Raw genomic sequence first — 17,804 nt, forward strand, 5'->3', positions numbered from 1 at the left:
TTTTTGCAACATCTTTGCAGGACCCTCCCAGGCGTCTTGCAAGACTTGCAGGATGGCGTTACATTTTTCAGCGTCATCCCATCAGCTCCATTCAGATTCGAAGGAGAATCACGGTGTCCCTCAACCGCCGGTCGTTCCTCTCTATGACCGCCATCGCCACCACCCTCGCCGCCGCAGCCGCTTGCAGCTCCGACGACACCTCCACCGCCGCCTCGGACGCCCCGGTCGACGCCACCGACGAGTCCACCGACGAGCAGGTCGTCCGCGACGCCAACGCCGACCTGGTCATCTGGACCGACGAGGTCAAGGCCGGCGCGCTCAAGGACGTCGCCCAGGAGTGGGGCGACAAGCAGGGCATCACCGTCGCCGTGCAGGTGGTCGCCGACGACCTGCAGGGCAACTTCATCGCCGCGAACCAGGCCGGCAATGGCCCGGACGTGGTCGTGGCCGCGCACGACTGGATCGGCAACCTGGTCCAGAACGGCACCATCTCCCCCATCACCCTCGACTCCGCAGCCGAGGCCAACTACAGCCAGGTCGCCCTGGACGCCGTCACCTACGACGGCCAGTACTACGGCGTGCCCTACTGCGTGGAGACGCTGGGCCTGTTCGTCAACAAGGACCTGACCGACGTCACCGAGCCCGCCACCATCGAGGAGCTGGTCGCCGCCGGCCAGGCCTCCGGCGCCGACGTGGTGCTCTCCCTGCCCGTGGGCGAGTCCGGCGACGCCTACCACATGGAACCGCTGTACACCTCCGGCGGCGGCTACCTGTTCGGCAAGAAGGAGGACGGCTCCCTGGATCCCACGGACGTCGGCGTCGGCGCCGAGGGCTCCATCGCCGCCGCCAAGAAGATCGGCGAGCTGGGCACTCAGCAGGTGCTGAAGACCTCCATCACCGGCGACAACGCCATCTCCCTGTTCACCGAGGGCAAGGCCGCCTACCTGATCTCCGGCCCCTGGGCGCTGGGCGACATCAACACCGCCGGCATCAACTTCGAGCTGTCCAAGATCCCCGGCTTCGAGGGCATGGACGACGCCCGTCCCTTCGCCGGCGTGAACGCCTTCTACGTGGCCGGAGGCGGCGCCAACAAGGCCTTCGCGGAGACCTTCGTGGCCGACGTCGCCAAGGACTCCTCCATCGCCGAGGCCATGTACGCCATCAACCCGCTGCCTCCGGTTCATCAGGACCTGGCCAGCAAGCTGGAGTCGAGCGACACCAATATGGTCAAGTTCATGGACTTCGCGTCCGGCGCGGACCCGATGCCGGCCATCCCCGAGATGTCCGCCATCTGGGGCCCGCTGGGCATGGCCGACGCCAACATCGTCAACGGCGCGGACCCCGAGTCCACGATGACCAGCGCCGGAGACGAGATCAAGTCCACGCTCGGACTGTGAAACGCGGTTGAGGGCCGACGGCGTGGCCGTCGGCCCTCACCGTGCTCGCGGCCGATGGCCGCCCGCTCCCCCTGACGCGACCGGTCCAGCGGCCGCATCCCGGTCCCTGCCCAGCTTCTGCTTGTCTTTCAGCCTCTTTCAGCACTGTGAAAGGTTCTTCGACGATGACGTCCCCGACCGCCCACGAACGCGGCGCTCATGCGGCCGCAGGCGCGGAAACCCCAGACTCCTCCCGCCGCGCGGCACGGGAGCGGACGACGACGATCCGCTCCGTACTCGGCCGCGTGCTCGTACTCGGAGCGGCCCTGGCCGTGGCCGCCTACCTGGTGCCGCTGCTCATCGCCGCGCGTATGTGGCTGTGGCTGTTCATCGTGGTGGCAGCCACGGTCGCGATCTTCGTGCTGTACTCCACCCGGCGGTTCATCCCCGGCAAGTACTTCTTCCCAGGCACCTTCTTCCTCGCCGTCTTCCTGATCGTGCCGATCGTGATGACGGTCCAGACCGCCTTCACCAACTTCGGCGACGGCTTCCGCGGGACCAAGGAGGACGCCGTCACCACCATCACCAACAACTCGGTCGTGCAGGCCCCGGACTCTCCGCTGTACAACCTGTCCGTGGCCACCACCGGCAGCGTCGAAGACGGCCCCTTCACCCTGTTCCTGGTGGACACCGACACCGAGGACGTGCTCTACGGCGCCGACGGCGAGACCGTCCAGCCCGCCACCGACGTAGACGTCACCGTCACCGATGGCTTCGTCACGGCCGCCGACGGCTACACCATTCTGACCGGCAAGCAGATCAACACCGCCTACGACACGATTTCCACCCTGACCCTGTCGGTGTCGGAGACCTCCGCCATCAAGGTTCAGGGCGTGCGCTCGGCCTTTGAGGGCACCAAGACGATGGTGTACGACGAGCAGAGCGACTCGATCACGAACACCCAGACCGGTGACGTCTACACGGTGCAGAAGGTCGGCAACTCCGAGTACTACGTCAACGCCAATGGCGACCGGCTCGCCCAGTCCTGGAAGCAGAACATCGGCCTGGCCAACTTCGCCAAGCTCTTCGGCAACCGGAGCCTGATCAAGCAGCTCGGCGGGGCGTTCACCTGGACCCTGATCTTCGCCGGCGGCTCCATGCTGCTGACCTTCATCCTCGGCTACTTCCTGGCCCTGACCCTCAACGACGACCGCATCCGCGGCAAGAAGCTGTACCGCTCCTTCCTGCTGCTGCCCTATGCGGTCCCCGGGTTCATCTCCCTGCTGATCTGGTCCAACTTCTACAACCGCGACTTCGGCCTGATCAACGAGACGCTGAACCTGCACATCAACTGGCTGGGAGACCCGACCTGGGCAAAGGTCGCCGTGCTGCTGACCAACCTGTGGATGGGCTTCCCCTACATGTTCATCGTGTGCACTGGCGCCCTGCAGTCGATCCCCGATGACCTGAAGGAGGCGGCCCGCATCGACGGGGCCAACGGCTGGCAGACCACCACGCGCGTGATCACCCCGCTGCTGCTGGTCTCGGTCGCCCCGCTGCTGGTGAGCACCTTCGCCTTCAACTTCAACAACTTCAACGCCATCCAACTGCTCACCGAGGGCGGCCCCTTCGCCGCCGGCGAGTACACCCGCGGCGGCACGGACATCCTGATCTCAATGGTCTACCGCATCGCCTTCGGCGGGTCGGGCGCCGACTACGGCTTCGCCTCCGCCGTCTCCGTCGTCCTATTCGTCATCACCGGCGTCCTGGCCGCGGCACAGTTCACTGCCACCCGCCGCCTCGAGGACATCAACTGACACGCCGGAAGGGACCGATTCAAAATGACTGAAACCAAGACCACCACCGCAACCGGCGCAGAGACCCCCAGGGAGCAGAACCACACGCCCTTCCGCCGCTGGTTCCGCGAGGTCGGCTGGCGCCACGTCGTCGGGGCGGTTGCGCTCGTCTTCGCCGCCTTCCCGATCCTCTACGTGCTCTCCGCCTCCCTGAACCCCCTGGGAACGGTGGCCTCCACGTCGCTGATCCCGACCCGGTTCAGCCTGATCAACTACCAGACGCTGCTCAGCGGCAGCAAGGGGCCCTTCACCCGCTGGTACCTGAACACCATGATCGTGTGCGGGGTGGTGGCGGCGGCACAGATCTTCTTCTCCGTGCTGGCCGCGTACGCCTTCAGCCGCTTCCGCTTCAAGGGCCGCCGCGGCGGCCTGCTGGCGCTGCTGCTGATCATGATGTTCCCCGCCACACTGGCAATGATCGCCATCTACACCATGATCGCCGGCATCGGGGACGTGCTCCCCGCCATCGGGTTGAACCGGCTGCTGGGCTACTGCCTGGCCCTAATGGGCGGTGCCCTGGGACAGGTGTGGCTGATCAAGGGCACCTTCGACACCATTCCGAAGGAGCTCGACGAGGCCGCCATCCTGGACGGATGCACCCACTGGCAGGTCTTCTACCGGATTCTGCTACCCTCCCTCAAGCCCATTCTGGCCACCACCTTCCTGCTCGCCTTCGTCGGAATCATCTCCGAGTTCATGCTGGGCTCCATCTTCCTGACCGACGACTCCAAGAAGACGCTCGCCGTCGGCCTGTACGGCATGCTGTCGGGCGACCGCTCCAACAACCTGGGTATCTTCGCCGCCGGCTCGGTCATGACCATGGTGCCGGTGATCGCGCTGTTCCAGTACCTGCAGAAGTACATCGTCGGTGGCGCCACCGCCGGCGCGGTGAAGGGCTGAGGCCGCTCGATGACCTGCCTGAACAGCGCTCAGTACCTGAGCCAGCCGCATCACGACACCGGCCCGGCCTACCTGCTGGGCGCGCGCCGCCCCGGGGCGGAGCTCTCCGCCCGGCTGTGGGTGCCCGCTCCCTGGGAGCCCGAACGCGTCATCCTGCGCCAAGTGGTCGACGGCGAGCCGGCTCTGTCCGCCGCGCACCTGGTGGCCCGCGCCAGCGGCGGTGCGTGGTGGGAGGCGACCGTCCGCCTCGTCAACCCGACCAACCACTACCGGTTCCTGCTGCTGTCGCCGGGCACCGAGCACCCCTACGTCTGGTTCCATGCCGCCGGCCCGGCGGACCATGACGTCCCCGACGCCACGGACTTCCGGGTCCTGGCCGACGACGACGCCCCCGACTGGGTGCTCGACGCCGTCTGCTACCAGATCTTCCCGGATCGCTTTTCGGCCCACACCCCGCCGCGCGAACGAATCGCCCCGGCCTGGGCCAAGGCGCACTCCTGGTTGGATGAGCCGCCGCTGAGGGGCACGCCCAGCGGGGAGGCCTGGTACGGCGGAGACCTGGACGGCATTGCCGACCACCTGGACTACCTGCAGCGGCTCGGCGTCAACACGATCTACCTGACCCCGATATTCCCGGCGGGCTCCGTGCACCGCTATGACGCGACCAGCTTCGACCACGTCGACGCCCTGCTCGGCGGCGACGAGGCCCTGGCCCGGCTCTCGCAGGCGCTGCACGAGCGCGGCATGCGGCTGCTGCTGGACCTGACCACCAACCACACCGGCGTCACTCACGACTGGTTCCAGCAGGCCATCACCGATGCCCGCTCCCCGGAGGCGGACTTCTACTCCTTCGAACGCTACCCGGACCGGTACGCGACCTGGATGGGCGTGGAGTCCATGCCCAAGCTCGACCACCGCTCCGACATGATGCGCGACCGGTTGCTGCGCGGCCCGGCTTCGATAACGGCGCACTGGCTGCTGCCGCCCTACGACGCCGACGGTTGGCGCACGGACGTGGCCAACATGACCGGCCGCAGCGGCATGGTCGACCTGGCGCACCAGGCGGCCCGCGACATGCGCACCACCATGCGGCAGATCGAGGCAGACACGGGTCGGCAGCTGTGGCTGGTCGCCGAGCACGGGCACGACGCCTCCGGCGACCTGGGCGGTCCGGGCTGGCAGGGCACCATGAACTACCACGGCTTCACCCGGCCGCTGTGGTCCTGGCTCGCCAACCCGGACCCCGCCGACGACCTGGACTGGCTGGGCATCCCCACCGGTATCCCCCGGCTTGAGGCCGGCCCCATCTCGCGGGGCGTGCGCGAGTACACCGCGCACATGCCGGCCACCTCCATCACCCACTCCATGAACCTGCTCGGATCACACGACACTCCGCGCATCCGCACCGTCGTCGGTTCCCGTGCCGCGCAGCTGGTGGCCGCCACCGCCCTGTTCACGGCACCGGGAGTCCCCACCGTGTTCTGCGGGGATGAGCTCGGGGCCACCGGCCGCACCGGTGAGCACTCGCGCACCACCATGCCGTGGACCAGCGCACCGGGCGCCGCGCCCACAGACGAACTAGGTCCGACCGGCGCCTGGGGGAAGGTCGACCGCGTCGTCCTGGATCGCTACCGGCAGCTGGGGCGGCTACGCCACGAGCTGCCGGCGCTGCGGCGCGGTGGCATGCGCTGGGTGCACGCCGAGGGCGACCTGCTGGCCTGGTTGCGCACCCACCCGGACGGCGACGTGCTGGTGGTGCTCGCCCGGGCGGCCGGCGCACCGATCGACCTGGATCTCGCCGCCCTGCCGGCCGGTGCGGTCGCCGACGTCGAGGTGATGGACGGCGTCGCCGTCACCGTCATCGGGGGCGCGGAGGGGCGCCTGACCATTGACGCCACCGGCCCCGGATCCGCCGTTATCACCCTGCGACCGGCGCTGCCCCGCTCCGAATCCGTACGTGTCCGATGAACCGCAATGAATCCGCCTCACGCAGGAAGCACCGCCACGCGGCGGCGGCTGCTCGTGATTTCCCCTTAGGATGGGAACCGTGCAACAGCGCATCACCCTCGCCGACATCGCCGAGCAGGCGGGCGTCTCGACGGCGACCGTGTCCCGAGTCCTCAACGGCAAGTCGAATGTGGCGGAAGTGACCCGCCGCCAAGTGCTCGTCGCCCTCGATCTGCTCGGCTACGAGCGTCCGGAGTCGCTCCGCCAGGCATCCAAGGGCCTGGTGGGGTTGATCGTGCCCGAGCTGTCCAACCCGATCTTCCCGCTGTACGCCCAGGAGATCGAGCAGCTGCTCGCGCCCAGCGGACACACCCCGCTGCTGTGCACGCAGACTCCGGGTGGCACCAGCGAGGACGAGTACATCGAGATGCTCGTGGACCGGGGCGTGGCCGGCATCATCTTCGTCTCCGGACGGCACTCCGACACCGGGGGCGACGTCACCCGCTACCAGCGTCTGCGTGAGCGCGGCGTGCCGCTAGTGACGATCAACGGCAACGCCCCCACGATCAAGGTGCCCGGCTTCGCCACCGACGATCGGGCGGCGGCACGCATGGCCGTGGACCATCTGGCCAGCCTGGGGCACACCCGCATCGGTCTGGCCATCGGACCGGGCCGGATGGTGCCCGCCCAGCGCAAGCGCGCCGGCTACGAGGACGGCATGCGCGCCAACCTGCCGGACCAGCCGCTGCGCATCGTGGAGACCCTGTACACCTATGAGGGCGGCGCCAGCGCCGCCGCCCGACTGCTGGAGCAGGACTGCACCGGCATCATCTGCGGTTCGGACATCATGGCGCTCGGCGTCATCTCGGGGGTGCGTGCCGCCGGCAAGACCGTTCCCCAGGACGTGTCGGTGATCGGCTACGACGACTCCCCGCTGATCCCGATGACCAACCCGCCACTGACCACGGTGCGCCAGCCGGTGGCGGCGATCTGCCGGGCGGCCGTGACCACGCTGCTTTCCGCCATCGGTGGCGAGCCGCAGGCCGACACCGAGCTGCTGTTCACCCCCGACCTGATCGTGCGCGGCTCCACCGCACCGGCGCCCCACACCATGGTCCCCTGACCCCACCTTCCCCGCCCCCTTCTCGCCGAGATCGGTAGAAGTTACGTGCCGAAATCGGTAGAAGATGCGGGCGGGCGCAATCAGCGCGACCAGGTGCGTGCCAGACGGGCGCCGACCGCCGTAAGCCGTTCACGCAGCGCGGGCGCGCCGCCGGCATTCCAGGTTTCGTTTCGAACTGCGCCGGGCGCTTCGAGCGAGTATGCGGACACCACGCCCGCCTCGGCGAGTTCACCGCGCGGCACCGCCAGCCGCCCCGCGACCATCACCGTCGGCAGCGCCGCCTTCCCCGCCACCTCGCCAACCACCGCGGTCACGGAGTCGGCGACGACGTCGTAGGCCTCGCCGACCGCCGTCACCACCAGGTCCTGGTCGACAGCGGCCCCCGCCAGTCCCAACAGCTGCGACATGACACGGGGGCCGGGCAGTGCCCGCGCCCCGAGGGAGCGCAGCACCAGGGCCGCTCCCCCGCCGGCGCCGGTGCCCCGCGACGAGGCAGACACCACCTGCGCCCCCACCGTCCCAACACCCGCCACCGGCAGGGCGCCACTGCAGGTTGCGGCAGCCTGCGTCACGATTCGCGACGCCGCGGCGCAGGCCCTGCGGTTCAGTTCCTGGGCCTGCTCCCCGCTCAGCGTGGTAACCGCGGTCAGCACCTGCCCGGCCCCCGAGACGCCCCCGAGCGGAGTGTCATCGGCCAGGGCGAGCACCAGCTCACGGCCCGCGACAAGCGCACGCGCCGTCCCCAGGCCGCCTAGACCGTCCAGGGCGCCCACGCCGCCGTCGTGCACGGCGGTCGCTCCCAGGGTCACCACCAGCGTGTCACCGGGCGCCGTAGCACCAAGGGCGGCGGCCAGCGCCCGTCCCAGGCCCGTCGTCGTCCCGGAGCGCGCCTCACGCGCCGCCAGCTCGCGGTCAGCGGGCAGGGCGAGCAGCCGGGCGGCGTCCAGCAGCCAGGTGGCGCCCGTGACCGCGCCGGCCCCGCCGCAGGCCGGTCCGGCCGGAGTCAGGCGCACCAGCTCCACCTCACGGGTCCGGCCGAGCGGGCCGGCTGCGTACAGGCTGGTGCGGAAGGCGATCCGTTCCCGGGCGATCGCTTGCACCGTGCCGGGACCGCCGTCGGGCAGCGGCAAGAGCGTGAGCGCGTCGGCGGGGCGCTCGTGCGCCCAGCCGGCCGCGATCGACTCGGCCACGGCGAGCGCACCCAGGCCCAAGTCGGGTGCAACCAGCGGCACGCCACGGGGCTCGGGATACATGGCACCCGGTGCCAGGAGAACTCGCATGCGGCCGCCCCGGCTCTTGTCAGTCCGCGACTACGCCGCCGAGCCGGGCCAGCAGCAGCACCTCGGCGGCCACGATGTGCTCGAGGTCGCCCAGGTGCATGGACTCGTCCTCGCTGTGAGCACGCGTATCCGGGTCCTCGATCCCGGTCACCAGGACTTGAGCCTCCGGGAAGGTCTCCTTCAGGGTCGCGATGAAGGGGATGGAGCCGCCCTGGCCGATGTTCACGGCCTCGGCTCCGAAGGCACTGGTCAGCGCCCAGTGGGCCGCGCGCGCCGCGGGGGTGTCGGCAGCGCCGTCGAAGGCCGGCCCCAATTCGCCGACGGTGACCGTCAGCCTCGCCCCAAAGGGCACGTGCTCCTCCAGATGCGCCTTCAGGGCGGTCAGCGCAGCCGCCGGGTCCTGGCCGGGAGCGATGCGCAGGGACAGGCGCGCCGTGCAGCTGGGTGCGAGCACATTGCCCGCCACCTGCAGGGGGGTGACGTCCATGCCGATGACCGCCAGGGCGGGCTTGGTCCATAGCCGCGCGGTCAAATCGCCGGTGCCGGCGAGCTCGACGCCTTCCAGGACTCCGGCGTCGGCGCGGAAGTCCGCCTCGGAGTAGTCCGGGGAGCCAGGGGCGGCCGCGGGGCGGGAGATGAGGCCGTCCACCGCAACGTCGCCGCGCTCATCGTGCAGGGTGGACACCAGCCGGCACATGGCCGTGACGGCGTCGATGACCGGGCCGCCGTACTGGCCGGAGTGAAGGGCGTGGTCGAGCACGTCCAGGCGCACGTCCACCTGGACCACGCCGCGCAGCGAGGTGGTCAGCGCAGGCACCCCCACCTTCCAGTTGGAGGAGTCGGCGACGACGATCACGTCGGCGTCCAGCCGGCCCCGGTAGGTGTGCAGGAAGTTCCCGAAGGAGGGCGAGCCCACCTCCTCCTCTCCCTCAATGAACACGGTGACCGAGCAGGGCAGCTCGCCGCCGTTCAGCTCGGCCAGCAGCCGCAGCGCGTGCACGTGGGCGATCACGCCGGCGCCGTCGTCGGCGGTGCCGCGCCCGAACAGGCGCTCGCCGCGGCGCTCGGCGGCGAAGGGGTCGGCCTGACGCCACCTGGCGGCGTCGCCCACGGGCTGCACGTCGTGGTGGGCGTAGAGCAGGACCCGGGGCGAGTCGGCCGGGCCGTCGCGGTGGGCGAGCACCGCGGGGCGGCCGGGTCCGTCCGGCCCGGGCACCGCGGCGACCTGCGCCTCGAATCCGGCACCGCGCAGCAGCGCCGCAACATGCTCGGCGGAGCGACTGACCTGGGCCGGATCGTGGCCCGCGGCGGAGACGGAGGGAATGGCGACCAAGTCAGTCAGGTCGCTCACGACCCGATCGAAGGACTCGCGGACGGCGGCGCGCACGGCGTGGGCGGTGATCATGAGTTGCAGGGTAGCGCGGTTCAGCCGCTACCCTGTTGCCCGTGAGTCTGTTAGAGAAGCTGCCGTTCGGCAAGCGCAGCCAGGCCGACGACGACGCCGCAGCCGCCACGGCCGCCCCCGCCAAGACCTCCTCCGGCAAGGGGCGTCCCACACCCAAGCGCAAGGATGCGCAGGCACGCAATCTGCACCCGATCGTGCCCGCGGACCGCAAGGCGGCCAAGCGCGAGGCGCGCGCCAAACAGGATGAGGCCTGGGAGCGTCAGAGAATCGCCATGCAGACCGGCGACGAGCGCTACCTGCCTCCCCGGGACAAGGGCCCGATCAAGCGATACATCCGCGACTACATCGATGCCCGCTACTCGTTGGGTGAGCTGTTCATGCCGCTGACCCTGGTGCTGCTGATCGTGTTCGTCGCCTTCTCATCTCGGCAGACCCTGCTCAGCTTCTACTTCATGCTGGCGATCTACCTGTTCCTGTTCGTGTCGATCGCCGACGCCGTGATCTGCTGGCGGCTGCTGCGGCGCCGCCTGTACGCGAAGTTCGGCCGGGAGAAGGTCCAGGAGCAGGGACACATTTTCTGGTACATCTTCTCGCGCTGCTTCAACCTGCGGCGCTGGCGCCAGCCCGCTCCCCAGGTGGCACGCCGCCAGTACCCCGAGTGAGCCCGGGCACCTCCCCTGCCTGGCCTGGGCCGGCACCACCAGCAGGCCGCCTGTGTCGGCCGCAGCGGCGCATCGCGTCCCCACAGAAAATAGTTGCACGGACGTACTTACCGGGTTAGGCTGTGGTCATGGTCGCATATCGTCATCTCGGCAGCTCCGGACTCAAGATCACCGAAATCACCTACGGCAACTGGCTCACCCACGGCTCCCAGGTGGAGGCGGACACCGCCGTCGACTGCGTGCACACCGCGCTCGACCTGGGCATCACCAGCTTCGACACCGCCGACGTGTACGCCAATACCGTCGCCGAGGAGGTGCTGGGGCAGGCGCTGAAGGGGCAGCGCCGCGAGTCCCTGGAGATCTTCACCAAGGTTTACTGGCCCATCGGCCCCAAGGGGCCCAACGACGTGGGCCTGTCCCGCAAGCACATCATGGAGGGCATCGACGGCTCCCTGCGCCGCCTGGGCATGGACTACGTCGACCTGTACCAGGCGCACCGCTACGACTACGCCACGCCGCTGGAGGAGACCATGCAGGCCTTCGCCGACGTCGTGCGCGCCGGCAAGGCCCTGTACATCGGCGTCTCGGAGTGGACGGCCGAGCAGATCCGCGCCGGTCAGGAGCTCGCTACGCAGATGGGCTTCCGCCTGGTGTCCAACCAGCCGCAGTACTCCGCCCTATGGCGCATTATCGAGGACAAGGTGGTGCCCACCTCCACCGAGCTCGGTATGGGCCAGATCGTCTGGTCTCCGATGGCCGAGGGCGTACTGTCCGGCAAGTACCTGCCCGGGCAGCAGCCGCCGGCGGGATCCCGCGCCACGGACGAGAAGGGCGGCAGGGAGATGATCAGCCGCTGGATGCGTGACGACGTGCTCACCGCCGTCCAGAGGCTCAAGCCCATCGCCGACGACGCCGGGCTCACCATGCCGCAGCTGGCCATCGCCTGGGTACTCCAGCACGACTTCATCTCCGCCGCACTGGTGGGCGCCTCGCGTCCCGAGCAGCTGGTGGAGAACGTCAAGGCCTCCGGCGTCCAGCTGGGCGAGGACGTGATGACCGCCATCGATCAGGCGCTCGGCGACGTCGTCGAGCGCGACCCGGCGCTGACCGTCTCCCCCGAGCAGCGCCCGGCCTGAGGCGTACTCCTCAGAAGCGGATAATCGAGGTCGGTAGAAGCGGCGAGCCGCTTCTACCGACCTCGATGGTCGTTTCTACCGATTTCGGCACGTAACTTCTGCCGATCTCGGTGAGTTGGCTGTGCCGGGTGGGGTCAGCGGGGGTGGCGCGGCACCGTGGCCAGGGCGCGGTTGATGCGACCGGGCCAGGCCGGGCCGTTGTATATGAAGGCGGTGTATGCCTGCAGCAGATCGGCGCCGGCGTCGAGCATGAGTTCGGCGTCCATGACGGAGGAGATGCCGCCGACGCCGATGATGGTCGGCTTGTCCCCCAGGCGCGTCCGCAGGCGGCGCACGACCTGCAGCGAACGCGGCAGCAGGGGTGCGCCGGACAGGCCGCCCTCCCCCAGATCGTGGTCAATGGTGGTGTTGGTGGCCACCACCCCGTCCAGCTTCATGTCCAGGACCAGGTCGGCAACGGCGTCGACGTCCTCGTCGGCCAGGTCCGGGGCGATCTTGACCAGCAGCGGGACGTGCCGGTGTGCGGCGGCGTCAGCGGCCTCGCGCACGGCGGCGAGGATCGGCCGCAGCGCCTCGACCTCTTGCAGGGTGCGCAGGCCGGGGGTGTTGGGGCTGGACACATTGACCACCAGGTAGTCGACCCAGCGGGCGACCCGCGAGGCCGAGTAGGCGTAGTCCTGTGCGGCCTGCTCCAGGGGCGTGGTCTTGGTCTTGCCGATGTTGGCGCCGACGACGATCGAGCGGCCCCGCACGGTGGAGCGCAGTCGGCGCAGCCGCTCGGCGGCCTCGTCTGCGCCGGAGTTGTTGAAGCCCATGCGGTTGCGGATCGCCCGAATGGTCGGGTAGCGCCACATGCGGGGCTTGTCGTTGCCCGGCTGGGGACGCGCCGTGAAGGTGCCCACCTCTACGAAGCCGAAGCCGAGCATGTCCATGCCCTCCACGGCCTGCCCCTCCTTGTCCATGCCCGCGGCCAGGCCCAGAATGCCGGGGACGGGGCGGACGAACGGCCCGCCCTGGTTGGCGGACGGCACGGGGAAGGCGGGACGGCGCCCGAAGGCCTGCCGCACGAAGTCGCGCACGAGCGGCACCTTGCTGGTGGCCTCGATCGCGTCCACGCACACGTCGTGGATGGTCTCGGGGTCGATCCGGGTGAAGACGGTCTTGTACAGCAGGTCGTACAGCACGGCTCCAGCGTACTCGCAGCGGGCACCCCAGCCCACAGATGAGACACGGGTCAATGGCCCCGTCCGCTAGCCTTGACCCGCTAAGGACCAACCGTGCAGCGATGCCCCGGCGACGAGGTGGGTTAAGTGTCATTCAACCGCAATATCAAGCTCGACCCCAACCGGGTGCAGACACGCTCCGGCGGGCGCCGCGGCGCCGCCATCGGTGGCGGCTCCGTGCTGGCCGTCCTGGCCGTGTTCCTGCTGTCCCAGGTCACCGGGGTGGACCTGAGCGGCCTGCTGAGCAGTCAGGAGTCGGCCTCGGGCGCCTCCACCTCCTCCACCATCGACACCTCCATATGCACCAGCGGGGAGGCCGCCAACCAGTACACCCAGTGCCGCATGATCGCCACCGCGGAGTCCCTGGACGCGGTGTGGGGCGAGCAGCTGCCCGCCCAGGGCGGCACCGCCTATGCCGAGCCGGGATTCATCCTGTGGGACGGGCAGTCGGTCTCGACGGCCTGCGGTTCGGCCACCAGCGCCGTTGGCCCGTTCTACTGCCCGGGCGACTCCAACGTCTATCTGGACATGAGCTTCTTCTCCGACATGGAGTCCACGCTGGGCGCCAAGGACACCCCGCTGGCGGAGGAGTACATCGTGGCCCACGAGTTCGGCCACCACATCCAGAACCTCTTGGGCGTCATGGGCTCGACGGACCGCTCCCGCAGCGGCGCCGACTCCGACTCGGTGCGCACCGAGCTGCAGGCCGACTGCTACGCGGGCGTGTGGGTGCACTACGCGGCCACCACCGTCGACCCCGACACCGGCACCGCCTTCCTGGTCGAGCCCACTCAGGCAGAGATCGCCACCGCGATCAGCGCCGCCGAGTCGGTGGGGGACGACCACATTCAGCAGCGCTCCAGCGGCACCGTCAACTCCGACACCTGGACGCACGGCTCCTCCGAGCAGCGGGTGCGCTGGTTCACCACCGGCATGAACTCCGGCTCCCTGGAGCAGTGCGACACCTTCGCCGTCGCCGGCTCCCAGCTCTGAGGCGGCCCCGCTCCGGCCGAACACTTTGAAGGGACCCGCTGCCATCGGGCGGCGGGTCCCGCTTGCGTGCGACGCGACGTCACACCCAATGCTGAGTGCATCCGCCCCACGGAGGGCACCGCCAGCGACCGGGAGGAAGTCATGATCACCGCGCTCATCGTCGTCGAGTCCTGCTTCGGCAATACCCGGCTCATAGCCGAGGCCGTGGCCGCCGGGCTCAAGGACGACGGGACGGACGCACGGGTCGTCGACGTCGCCCAGGCACCGACCGCCCTGCCCGCGGACATCGGCCTGCTGATCCTGGGCGCACCCACCCACAACCGCGCCCTGCCGACCGCGGCCACGCGCACTCAGGCCCATGAGCGCGCCGGAACCGCCGCACCGAGCGGCGGCATGCGCGAATGGCTGGCACGCACCGCTATTCCTCCCGCCCTGCCCGTTGCCGTCTTCGATACGGTGACCTCCAGGACCTGGCTGAGCGGCTCGGCGGCCAAGGCGATCGCCAAGGCCCTGCGGCGCGGTCGGGGCCGGGAGGCACCGTCGATCGGCAGCTTCCTGGTGCAGGGGCAGTCGGGCCCACTCGCCGACGGCGAGGAGGCGGCCGCCCGGGCCTGGGGACGGGAGCTGGCCGGAGCGCCATGCTCCCGGTGACGTCGGGACCGCGGCCGCCTACGGTGGTGCCATGACTCCTGCCTCCGGTGCCGTCGCTCCGTCCGCCGCCCTGCGAGAGGCCGTCCTGGGCGCCGCGGACCCGGAGCTGCCCTGAGGCCAGCCAGCACTATCCACGAGAGGCAGCCCGCATGCGCGTCGCCGAGATCGCCCGACTCACCGGAACCACGGTCCGCACCGTGCGCTACTACCACCACCTGGGCCTGCTGCCCGTGCCCGAGGAGCGCGGTGGCTGGCGCGACTACGACCTGAGCCATGTCGCCCGCCTGTCACGCATTCGTTGGCTGGTTCAGGCGGGCGTGCCGCTGAAGTCCATCGGCGGCATCCTGGACTCCCCCGCCGTCGCTGCGGCCCCGGCCGGGGCGGCCGTGATCGAAGACCTGTCCGAAGCGCTCACCGCCGTCGTGGAACACCTGGCGGAGACGACCCGACAGCGCGACATGCTCGCCTCCCTGCTGGCGCGCGCCCGCGACGGACTGACCGTCTCCCCCATGCCTCCGCGCATGGTGGCCTTCTTCGACCGGCTGGAAGCGGCCTCCCCGGACGAGCGGACCCGGGCGGCCGTGCGCCGCGAGCGGGACCTGGTCGACGTGGCCTGCTACGGCGGACGCATGCCGCCCGAGGCGGAGTACCTCTTCCCCGGCCCGGACGACGGGGAGGACGACGGCGCCCTGGCGGCCTACGGTCAGGACACCGAGAACCTGACCGATACCCAGGTCGAGGAACGAGCCGCGCAGAATATCGCGCGCTTCGAGCGGGTGCTGGGGCCCCAGCGCTGCCGCGAGCTCGCCACACAGGTAGACATGAGCGCAATCCGCTCCCTGTTCCAGCTCATAGCCGCCGCGGAGCCCGCCTACGCCCGGGTCGCCGAGGCCATGGAGCCCCTGCTGGCCAAGACGATCGCCCGCTGGAGCACAACGCCTTGAGTGCGACGCGACGTCGTACCCGAGTCTGGGTGCATGACCCATGCAGAGACCGCCGCCAGCCCTGCCGCCGCCGGCACCCGTGCCCCGGACGACGCCATCGCGGTGTCCGGCCTGGTCAAGACCTTTGGACACCTGCGTGCCGTTGACGGCCTGGACCTACGTACGCCGCGGTCAGATCCACGGCTTCCTCGGCCCCAACGGCGCCGGCAAGTCCACCACCATCCGGGTGCTGCTGGGCATGTACCACCGAGATGCGGGGCGGGTGCGGGTGCTGGGCCGCGATCCGGCGCAGGAGGCGGGCCCCATCACCCGCCGCACCGCCTACGTGCCCGGGGACGTGGCACTGTGGCCGAGTCTGACCGGGGCGCAGACGCTTGACGCCTTCGCCGCACTGCGCGGCGGTCGCGACCGCCACCGCGAGGCGGAGCTGATCGACGCCTTCAACCTGGACCCGTCCAAGCCGGTGCGCAGCTACTCCAAGGGCAACCGGCAGAAGGTGGCCCTCATAGCCGCGCTGGCGGCGCCCAGCGAGCTGCTCGTCCTTGACGAGCCCACCAGCGGGCTCGACCCGCTCCAGGAGGAGGTCTTCCAGACCAGTGTGCGCGAGGCGGCGGCCGTGGGCCGAACGGTGCTGCTGTCCTCCCACCTGCTGGACGAGGTGGACAGCGTTTGCGATGCGGTCACGATCATCAAGGATGGTCGCACCGTGGAGACCGGTACGCTGGCCTCGCTGCGGCACCTGCGCGACTCGACCATCACCTGTCGCCTGCCCGACGACGCCGACCCGGCGCTGCCCCGGGGTACCGCCCCGCCGTCGGCGGACGTCGACGGCGTCACCCGCATGTCCGTGCCCTCAGCGGAGGTATCGGAGACGTTGAGCGCCCTCATCACGGCGGGCGCGCAAGCGCTCACGTGCACCCCGGCGTCCCTGGAGGACCTGTTCATGCGTCACTACGAGGGTGAGGCGCGATGACCCGGCCGCTCGCATGGAGGCGCGTCATATGCACCACTCGCCTGCTCGCCCATGAGGAACGTGCCTGGCTGGTAACCCTGCCGACCGCAGTCGCTCTGCTGACCGCCCTGCTCGCCCCGGGCTACGCGACCACCTACGCCACGGCCGAGGACCTGGCCCGTGCCGTGGCGATGAGCAGGATTTCCAAGACGCTGACGGCCCTTTACGGCGAGCTGCCCGCAGCTGCCGACGCCGTGCAGCTCGCGGTCTGGGAGCTCGGGGCGCTGACCTGCCTGCTGCTAGATGAGTAAGTCCAAGGGGTGGTGGTCGGCGTGGGAGCAGTGGAATGGGGTGAGGGCCTCGCAGGATCGGTGGTGTTACACGCCATTTGGATCCTCGATAGGGAGGCTCGTCATGGACACCGGCCTGGAGGCCCTCACCACCGCACTGTACGTCACCGTCGATGACCTGCTGAAGGCTCACCCCGAGCAGGCGCCCGCGCGCCCGGCTGTGGGCCTGGCCCCGGCCACCAGCGACGCGGAAATGATCACCCTGGTCGTTGTGCAGGCCCTGCTGGGCTACACCAGCGAGGCCCGCTGGATACGCCATGTCAGGTCCGACCCGACCCTGGCGGGCATGTTCCCCCACATTCCCGGACAATCGGGCTACAACAAGCGCATCCACAAGCTCACCGCCACCATGACCTGGGTCGCCACCGCGCTGAGGAATCAGGTCAGCACCTGCGACGACACCGTATGGCTGGCCGACTCCACACCGGTTGAGTGCGCCCGCTCCCGCGAAACCGTCAAGCGCTCCGACCTGGCCGGCTGGGCCGAGTACGGATACTGCGCCTCCCATTCCCGCTTCTTCTGGGGCCTGCGCCTGCACCTGGTGTGCACCGTGCACGGACTGCCCGTGGGATGGGCCCTGACCGGAGCCAAGGCCGACGAGCGCGAGACCCTGTGCGCCATCCTGGAGCGCATAGACCAACCCGCCACGCAGGCCCAGGTAGTCATCGCTGACAAGAACTACTTCGGAACCGGCTTCGAGAACACCCTGACCGCCGCCGGCATCGAGCTGATCCGACCGGCACGCAAAGGCGAGACCCCGCGCCCCGGCAGACAATTCCTACGACCGTTTCGGCAGATCATCGAGTCCGTCAACCAGACCTTCAAGGGCCAACTCGACCTTGAGCGCCACGCCGGACGCACCATCGCCGGAGTGTGCTCACGCATCACCCAACGCGTCCTCGCACTCACAGCCGCCATCTGGCACAACGACCTCACAGGCGCCCCCACACAACGAACCCTGACCCCCTACGACCACTAACCACACCCCTTGGACTTACTCATCTAG

16 protein-coding genes are annotated in these 17,804 nt (G+C 69.7%); 13 read left to right on the forward strand and 3 right to left on the reverse strand.

The features are described 5' to 3' along the window. The first annotated feature begins 113 nt into the window (after positions 1–113). The 5 genes from BLR49_RS06915 to BLR49_RS06935 all read left to right on the forward strand — a co-directional run bounded on the left by BLR49_RS06915 (position 114) and on the right by BLR49_RS06935 (position 7,202). Complete coding sequence (locus tag BLR49_RS06915; RefSeq protein WP_092535451.1) at positions 114–1,397, forward strand: sugar ABC transporter substrate-binding protein; 1,284 nt, start codon at positions 114–116, stop codon at positions 1,395–1,397. A 164-nt stretch (positions 1,398–1,561) separates the two neighbouring features. After that, entirely contained in the window at positions 1,562–3,193 is a 1,632-nt protein-coding gene (locus BLR49_RS06920) for an ABC transporter permease subunit (RefSeq protein WP_092535454.1), read from the forward strand. A 24-nt stretch (positions 3,194–3,217) separates the two neighbouring features. Then, complete coding sequence (locus BLR49_RS06925) at positions 3,218–4,132, forward strand: sugar ABC transporter permease (protein ID WP_092535457.1); 915 nt, start codon at positions 3,218–3,220, stop codon at positions 4,130–4,132. Positions 4,133–4,141: 9 nt separating this feature from the next. Beyond that, the gene (locus tag BLR49_RS06930) at positions 4,142–6,100 is read left to right on the forward strand and encodes a glycoside hydrolase family 13 protein (protein ID WP_092535459.1); all 1,959 of its coding nucleotides are present in this window, start codon (positions 4,142–4,144) and stop codon (positions 6,098–6,100) included. Positions 6,101–6,179: 79 nt separating this feature from the next. Then, positions 6,180–7,202, forward strand: coding sequence for a LacI family DNA-binding transcriptional regulator (locus tag BLR49_RS06935; protein WP_092535462.1), 1,023 nt, complete (start codon positions 6,180–6,182; stop codon positions 7,200–7,202). An 80-nt stretch (positions 7,203–7,282) separates the two neighbouring features. On the opposite strand, the gene BLR49_RS06940 is transcribed toward BLR49_RS06935, so the two are convergent. Beyond that, complete coding sequence (locus BLR49_RS06940) at positions 7,283–8,482, reverse strand: glycerate kinase (RefSeq protein WP_092535465.1); 1,200 nt, start codon at positions 8,480–8,482, stop codon at positions 7,283–7,285. A gap of 19 nt (positions 8,483–8,501) precedes the next feature. Then, complete coding sequence (locus tag BLR49_RS06945) at positions 8,502–9,887, reverse strand: M20/M25/M40 family metallo-hydrolase (RefSeq protein WP_092535468.1); 1,386 nt, start codon at positions 9,885–9,887, stop codon at positions 8,502–8,504. A gap of 41 nt (positions 9,888–9,928) precedes the next feature. Here BLR49_RS06945 and BLR49_RS06950 point away from each other — a divergent pair, with 41 nt between their 5' ends. Both BLR49_RS06950 and BLR49_RS06955 read left to right on the forward strand, forming a co-directional pair. Then, complete coding sequence (locus tag BLR49_RS06950) at positions 9,929–10,549, forward strand: DUF3043 domain-containing protein (RefSeq protein ID WP_245690527.1); 621 nt, start codon at positions 9,929–9,931, stop codon at positions 10,547–10,549. Positions 10,550–10,677: 128 nt separating this feature from the next. Beyond that, a complete protein-coding gene (locus tag BLR49_RS06955) occupies positions 10,678–11,685 on the forward strand; it encodes an aldo/keto reductase family protein (protein ID WP_092535471.1) in 1,008 nt (335 codons plus the stop codon). Positions 11,686–11,819: 134 nt separating this feature from the next. Here BLR49_RS06955 and BLR49_RS06960 read toward each other — a convergent pair whose 3' ends face one another. Next, positions 11,820–12,869 carry a quinone-dependent dihydroorotate dehydrogenase gene (locus tag BLR49_RS06960; protein ID WP_092535528.1) on the reverse strand — a complete coding sequence of 350 codons (1,050 nt, stop codon included), beginning with the start codon at positions 12,867–12,869 and terminating at the stop codon, positions 11,820–11,822. Between the two features lie 126 nt (positions 12,870–12,995). On the opposite strand from BLR49_RS06960, the gene ypfJ reads away from it, so the two are divergent. The 6 genes from ypfJ to BLR49_RS06990 all read left to right on the forward strand — a co-directional run bounded on the left by ypfJ (position 12,996) and on the right by BLR49_RS06990 (position 17,777). Then, entirely contained in the window at positions 12,996–13,901 is a 906-nt protein-coding gene (gene ypfJ, locus BLR49_RS06965; RefSeq protein ID WP_092535474.1) for a KPN_02809 family neutral zinc metallopeptidase, read from the forward strand. Between the two features lie 141 nt (positions 13,902–14,042). Further along, on the forward strand, positions 14,043–14,552 hold the full coding sequence (locus tag BLR49_RS06970) for a flavodoxin family protein (protein ID WP_176765801.1): 510 nt from the start codon (positions 14,043–14,045) through the stop codon (positions 14,550–14,552). Positions 14,553–14,701: 149 nt separating this feature from the next. Then, positions 14,702–15,496, forward strand: a complete 795-nt coding sequence (locus BLR49_RS06975) for a MerR family transcriptional regulator (protein ID WP_092535477.1) — start codon at positions 14,702–14,704, stop codon at positions 15,494–15,496. Positions 15,497–15,632: 136 nt separating this feature from the next. Then, positions 15,633–16,469: an ABC transporter ATP-binding protein gene (locus BLR49_RS06980; protein WP_342706641.1), complete on the forward strand. Its 837-nt coding sequence runs from the start codon at positions 15,633–15,635 to the stop codon at positions 16,467–16,469. After that, positions 16,466–16,759 (forward strand): hypothetical protein, encoded by a 294-nt coding sequence (locus BLR49_RS06985; protein ID WP_092535480.1) that lies wholly within the window; start codon positions 16,466–16,468, stop codon positions 16,757–16,759. The genes BLR49_RS06980 and BLR49_RS06985 overlap by 4 nt, the downstream gene beginning before the upstream one ends. 103 nt (positions 16,760–16,862) lie before the next feature. Continuing rightward, the gene (locus BLR49_RS06990) at positions 16,863–17,777 is read left to right on the forward strand and encodes an IS982 family transposase (protein WP_092535483.1); all 915 of its coding nucleotides are present in this window, start codon (positions 16,863–16,865) and stop codon (positions 17,775–17,777) included. The last annotated feature ends 27 nt before the right edge of the window (positions 17,778–17,804 follow it).

This window comes from Actinomyces ruminicola (assembly GCF_900103885.1).
Taxonomy (GTDB): domain Bacteria; phylum Actinomycetota; class Actinomycetes; order Actinomycetales; family Actinomycetaceae; genus Actinomyces; species Actinomyces ruminicola.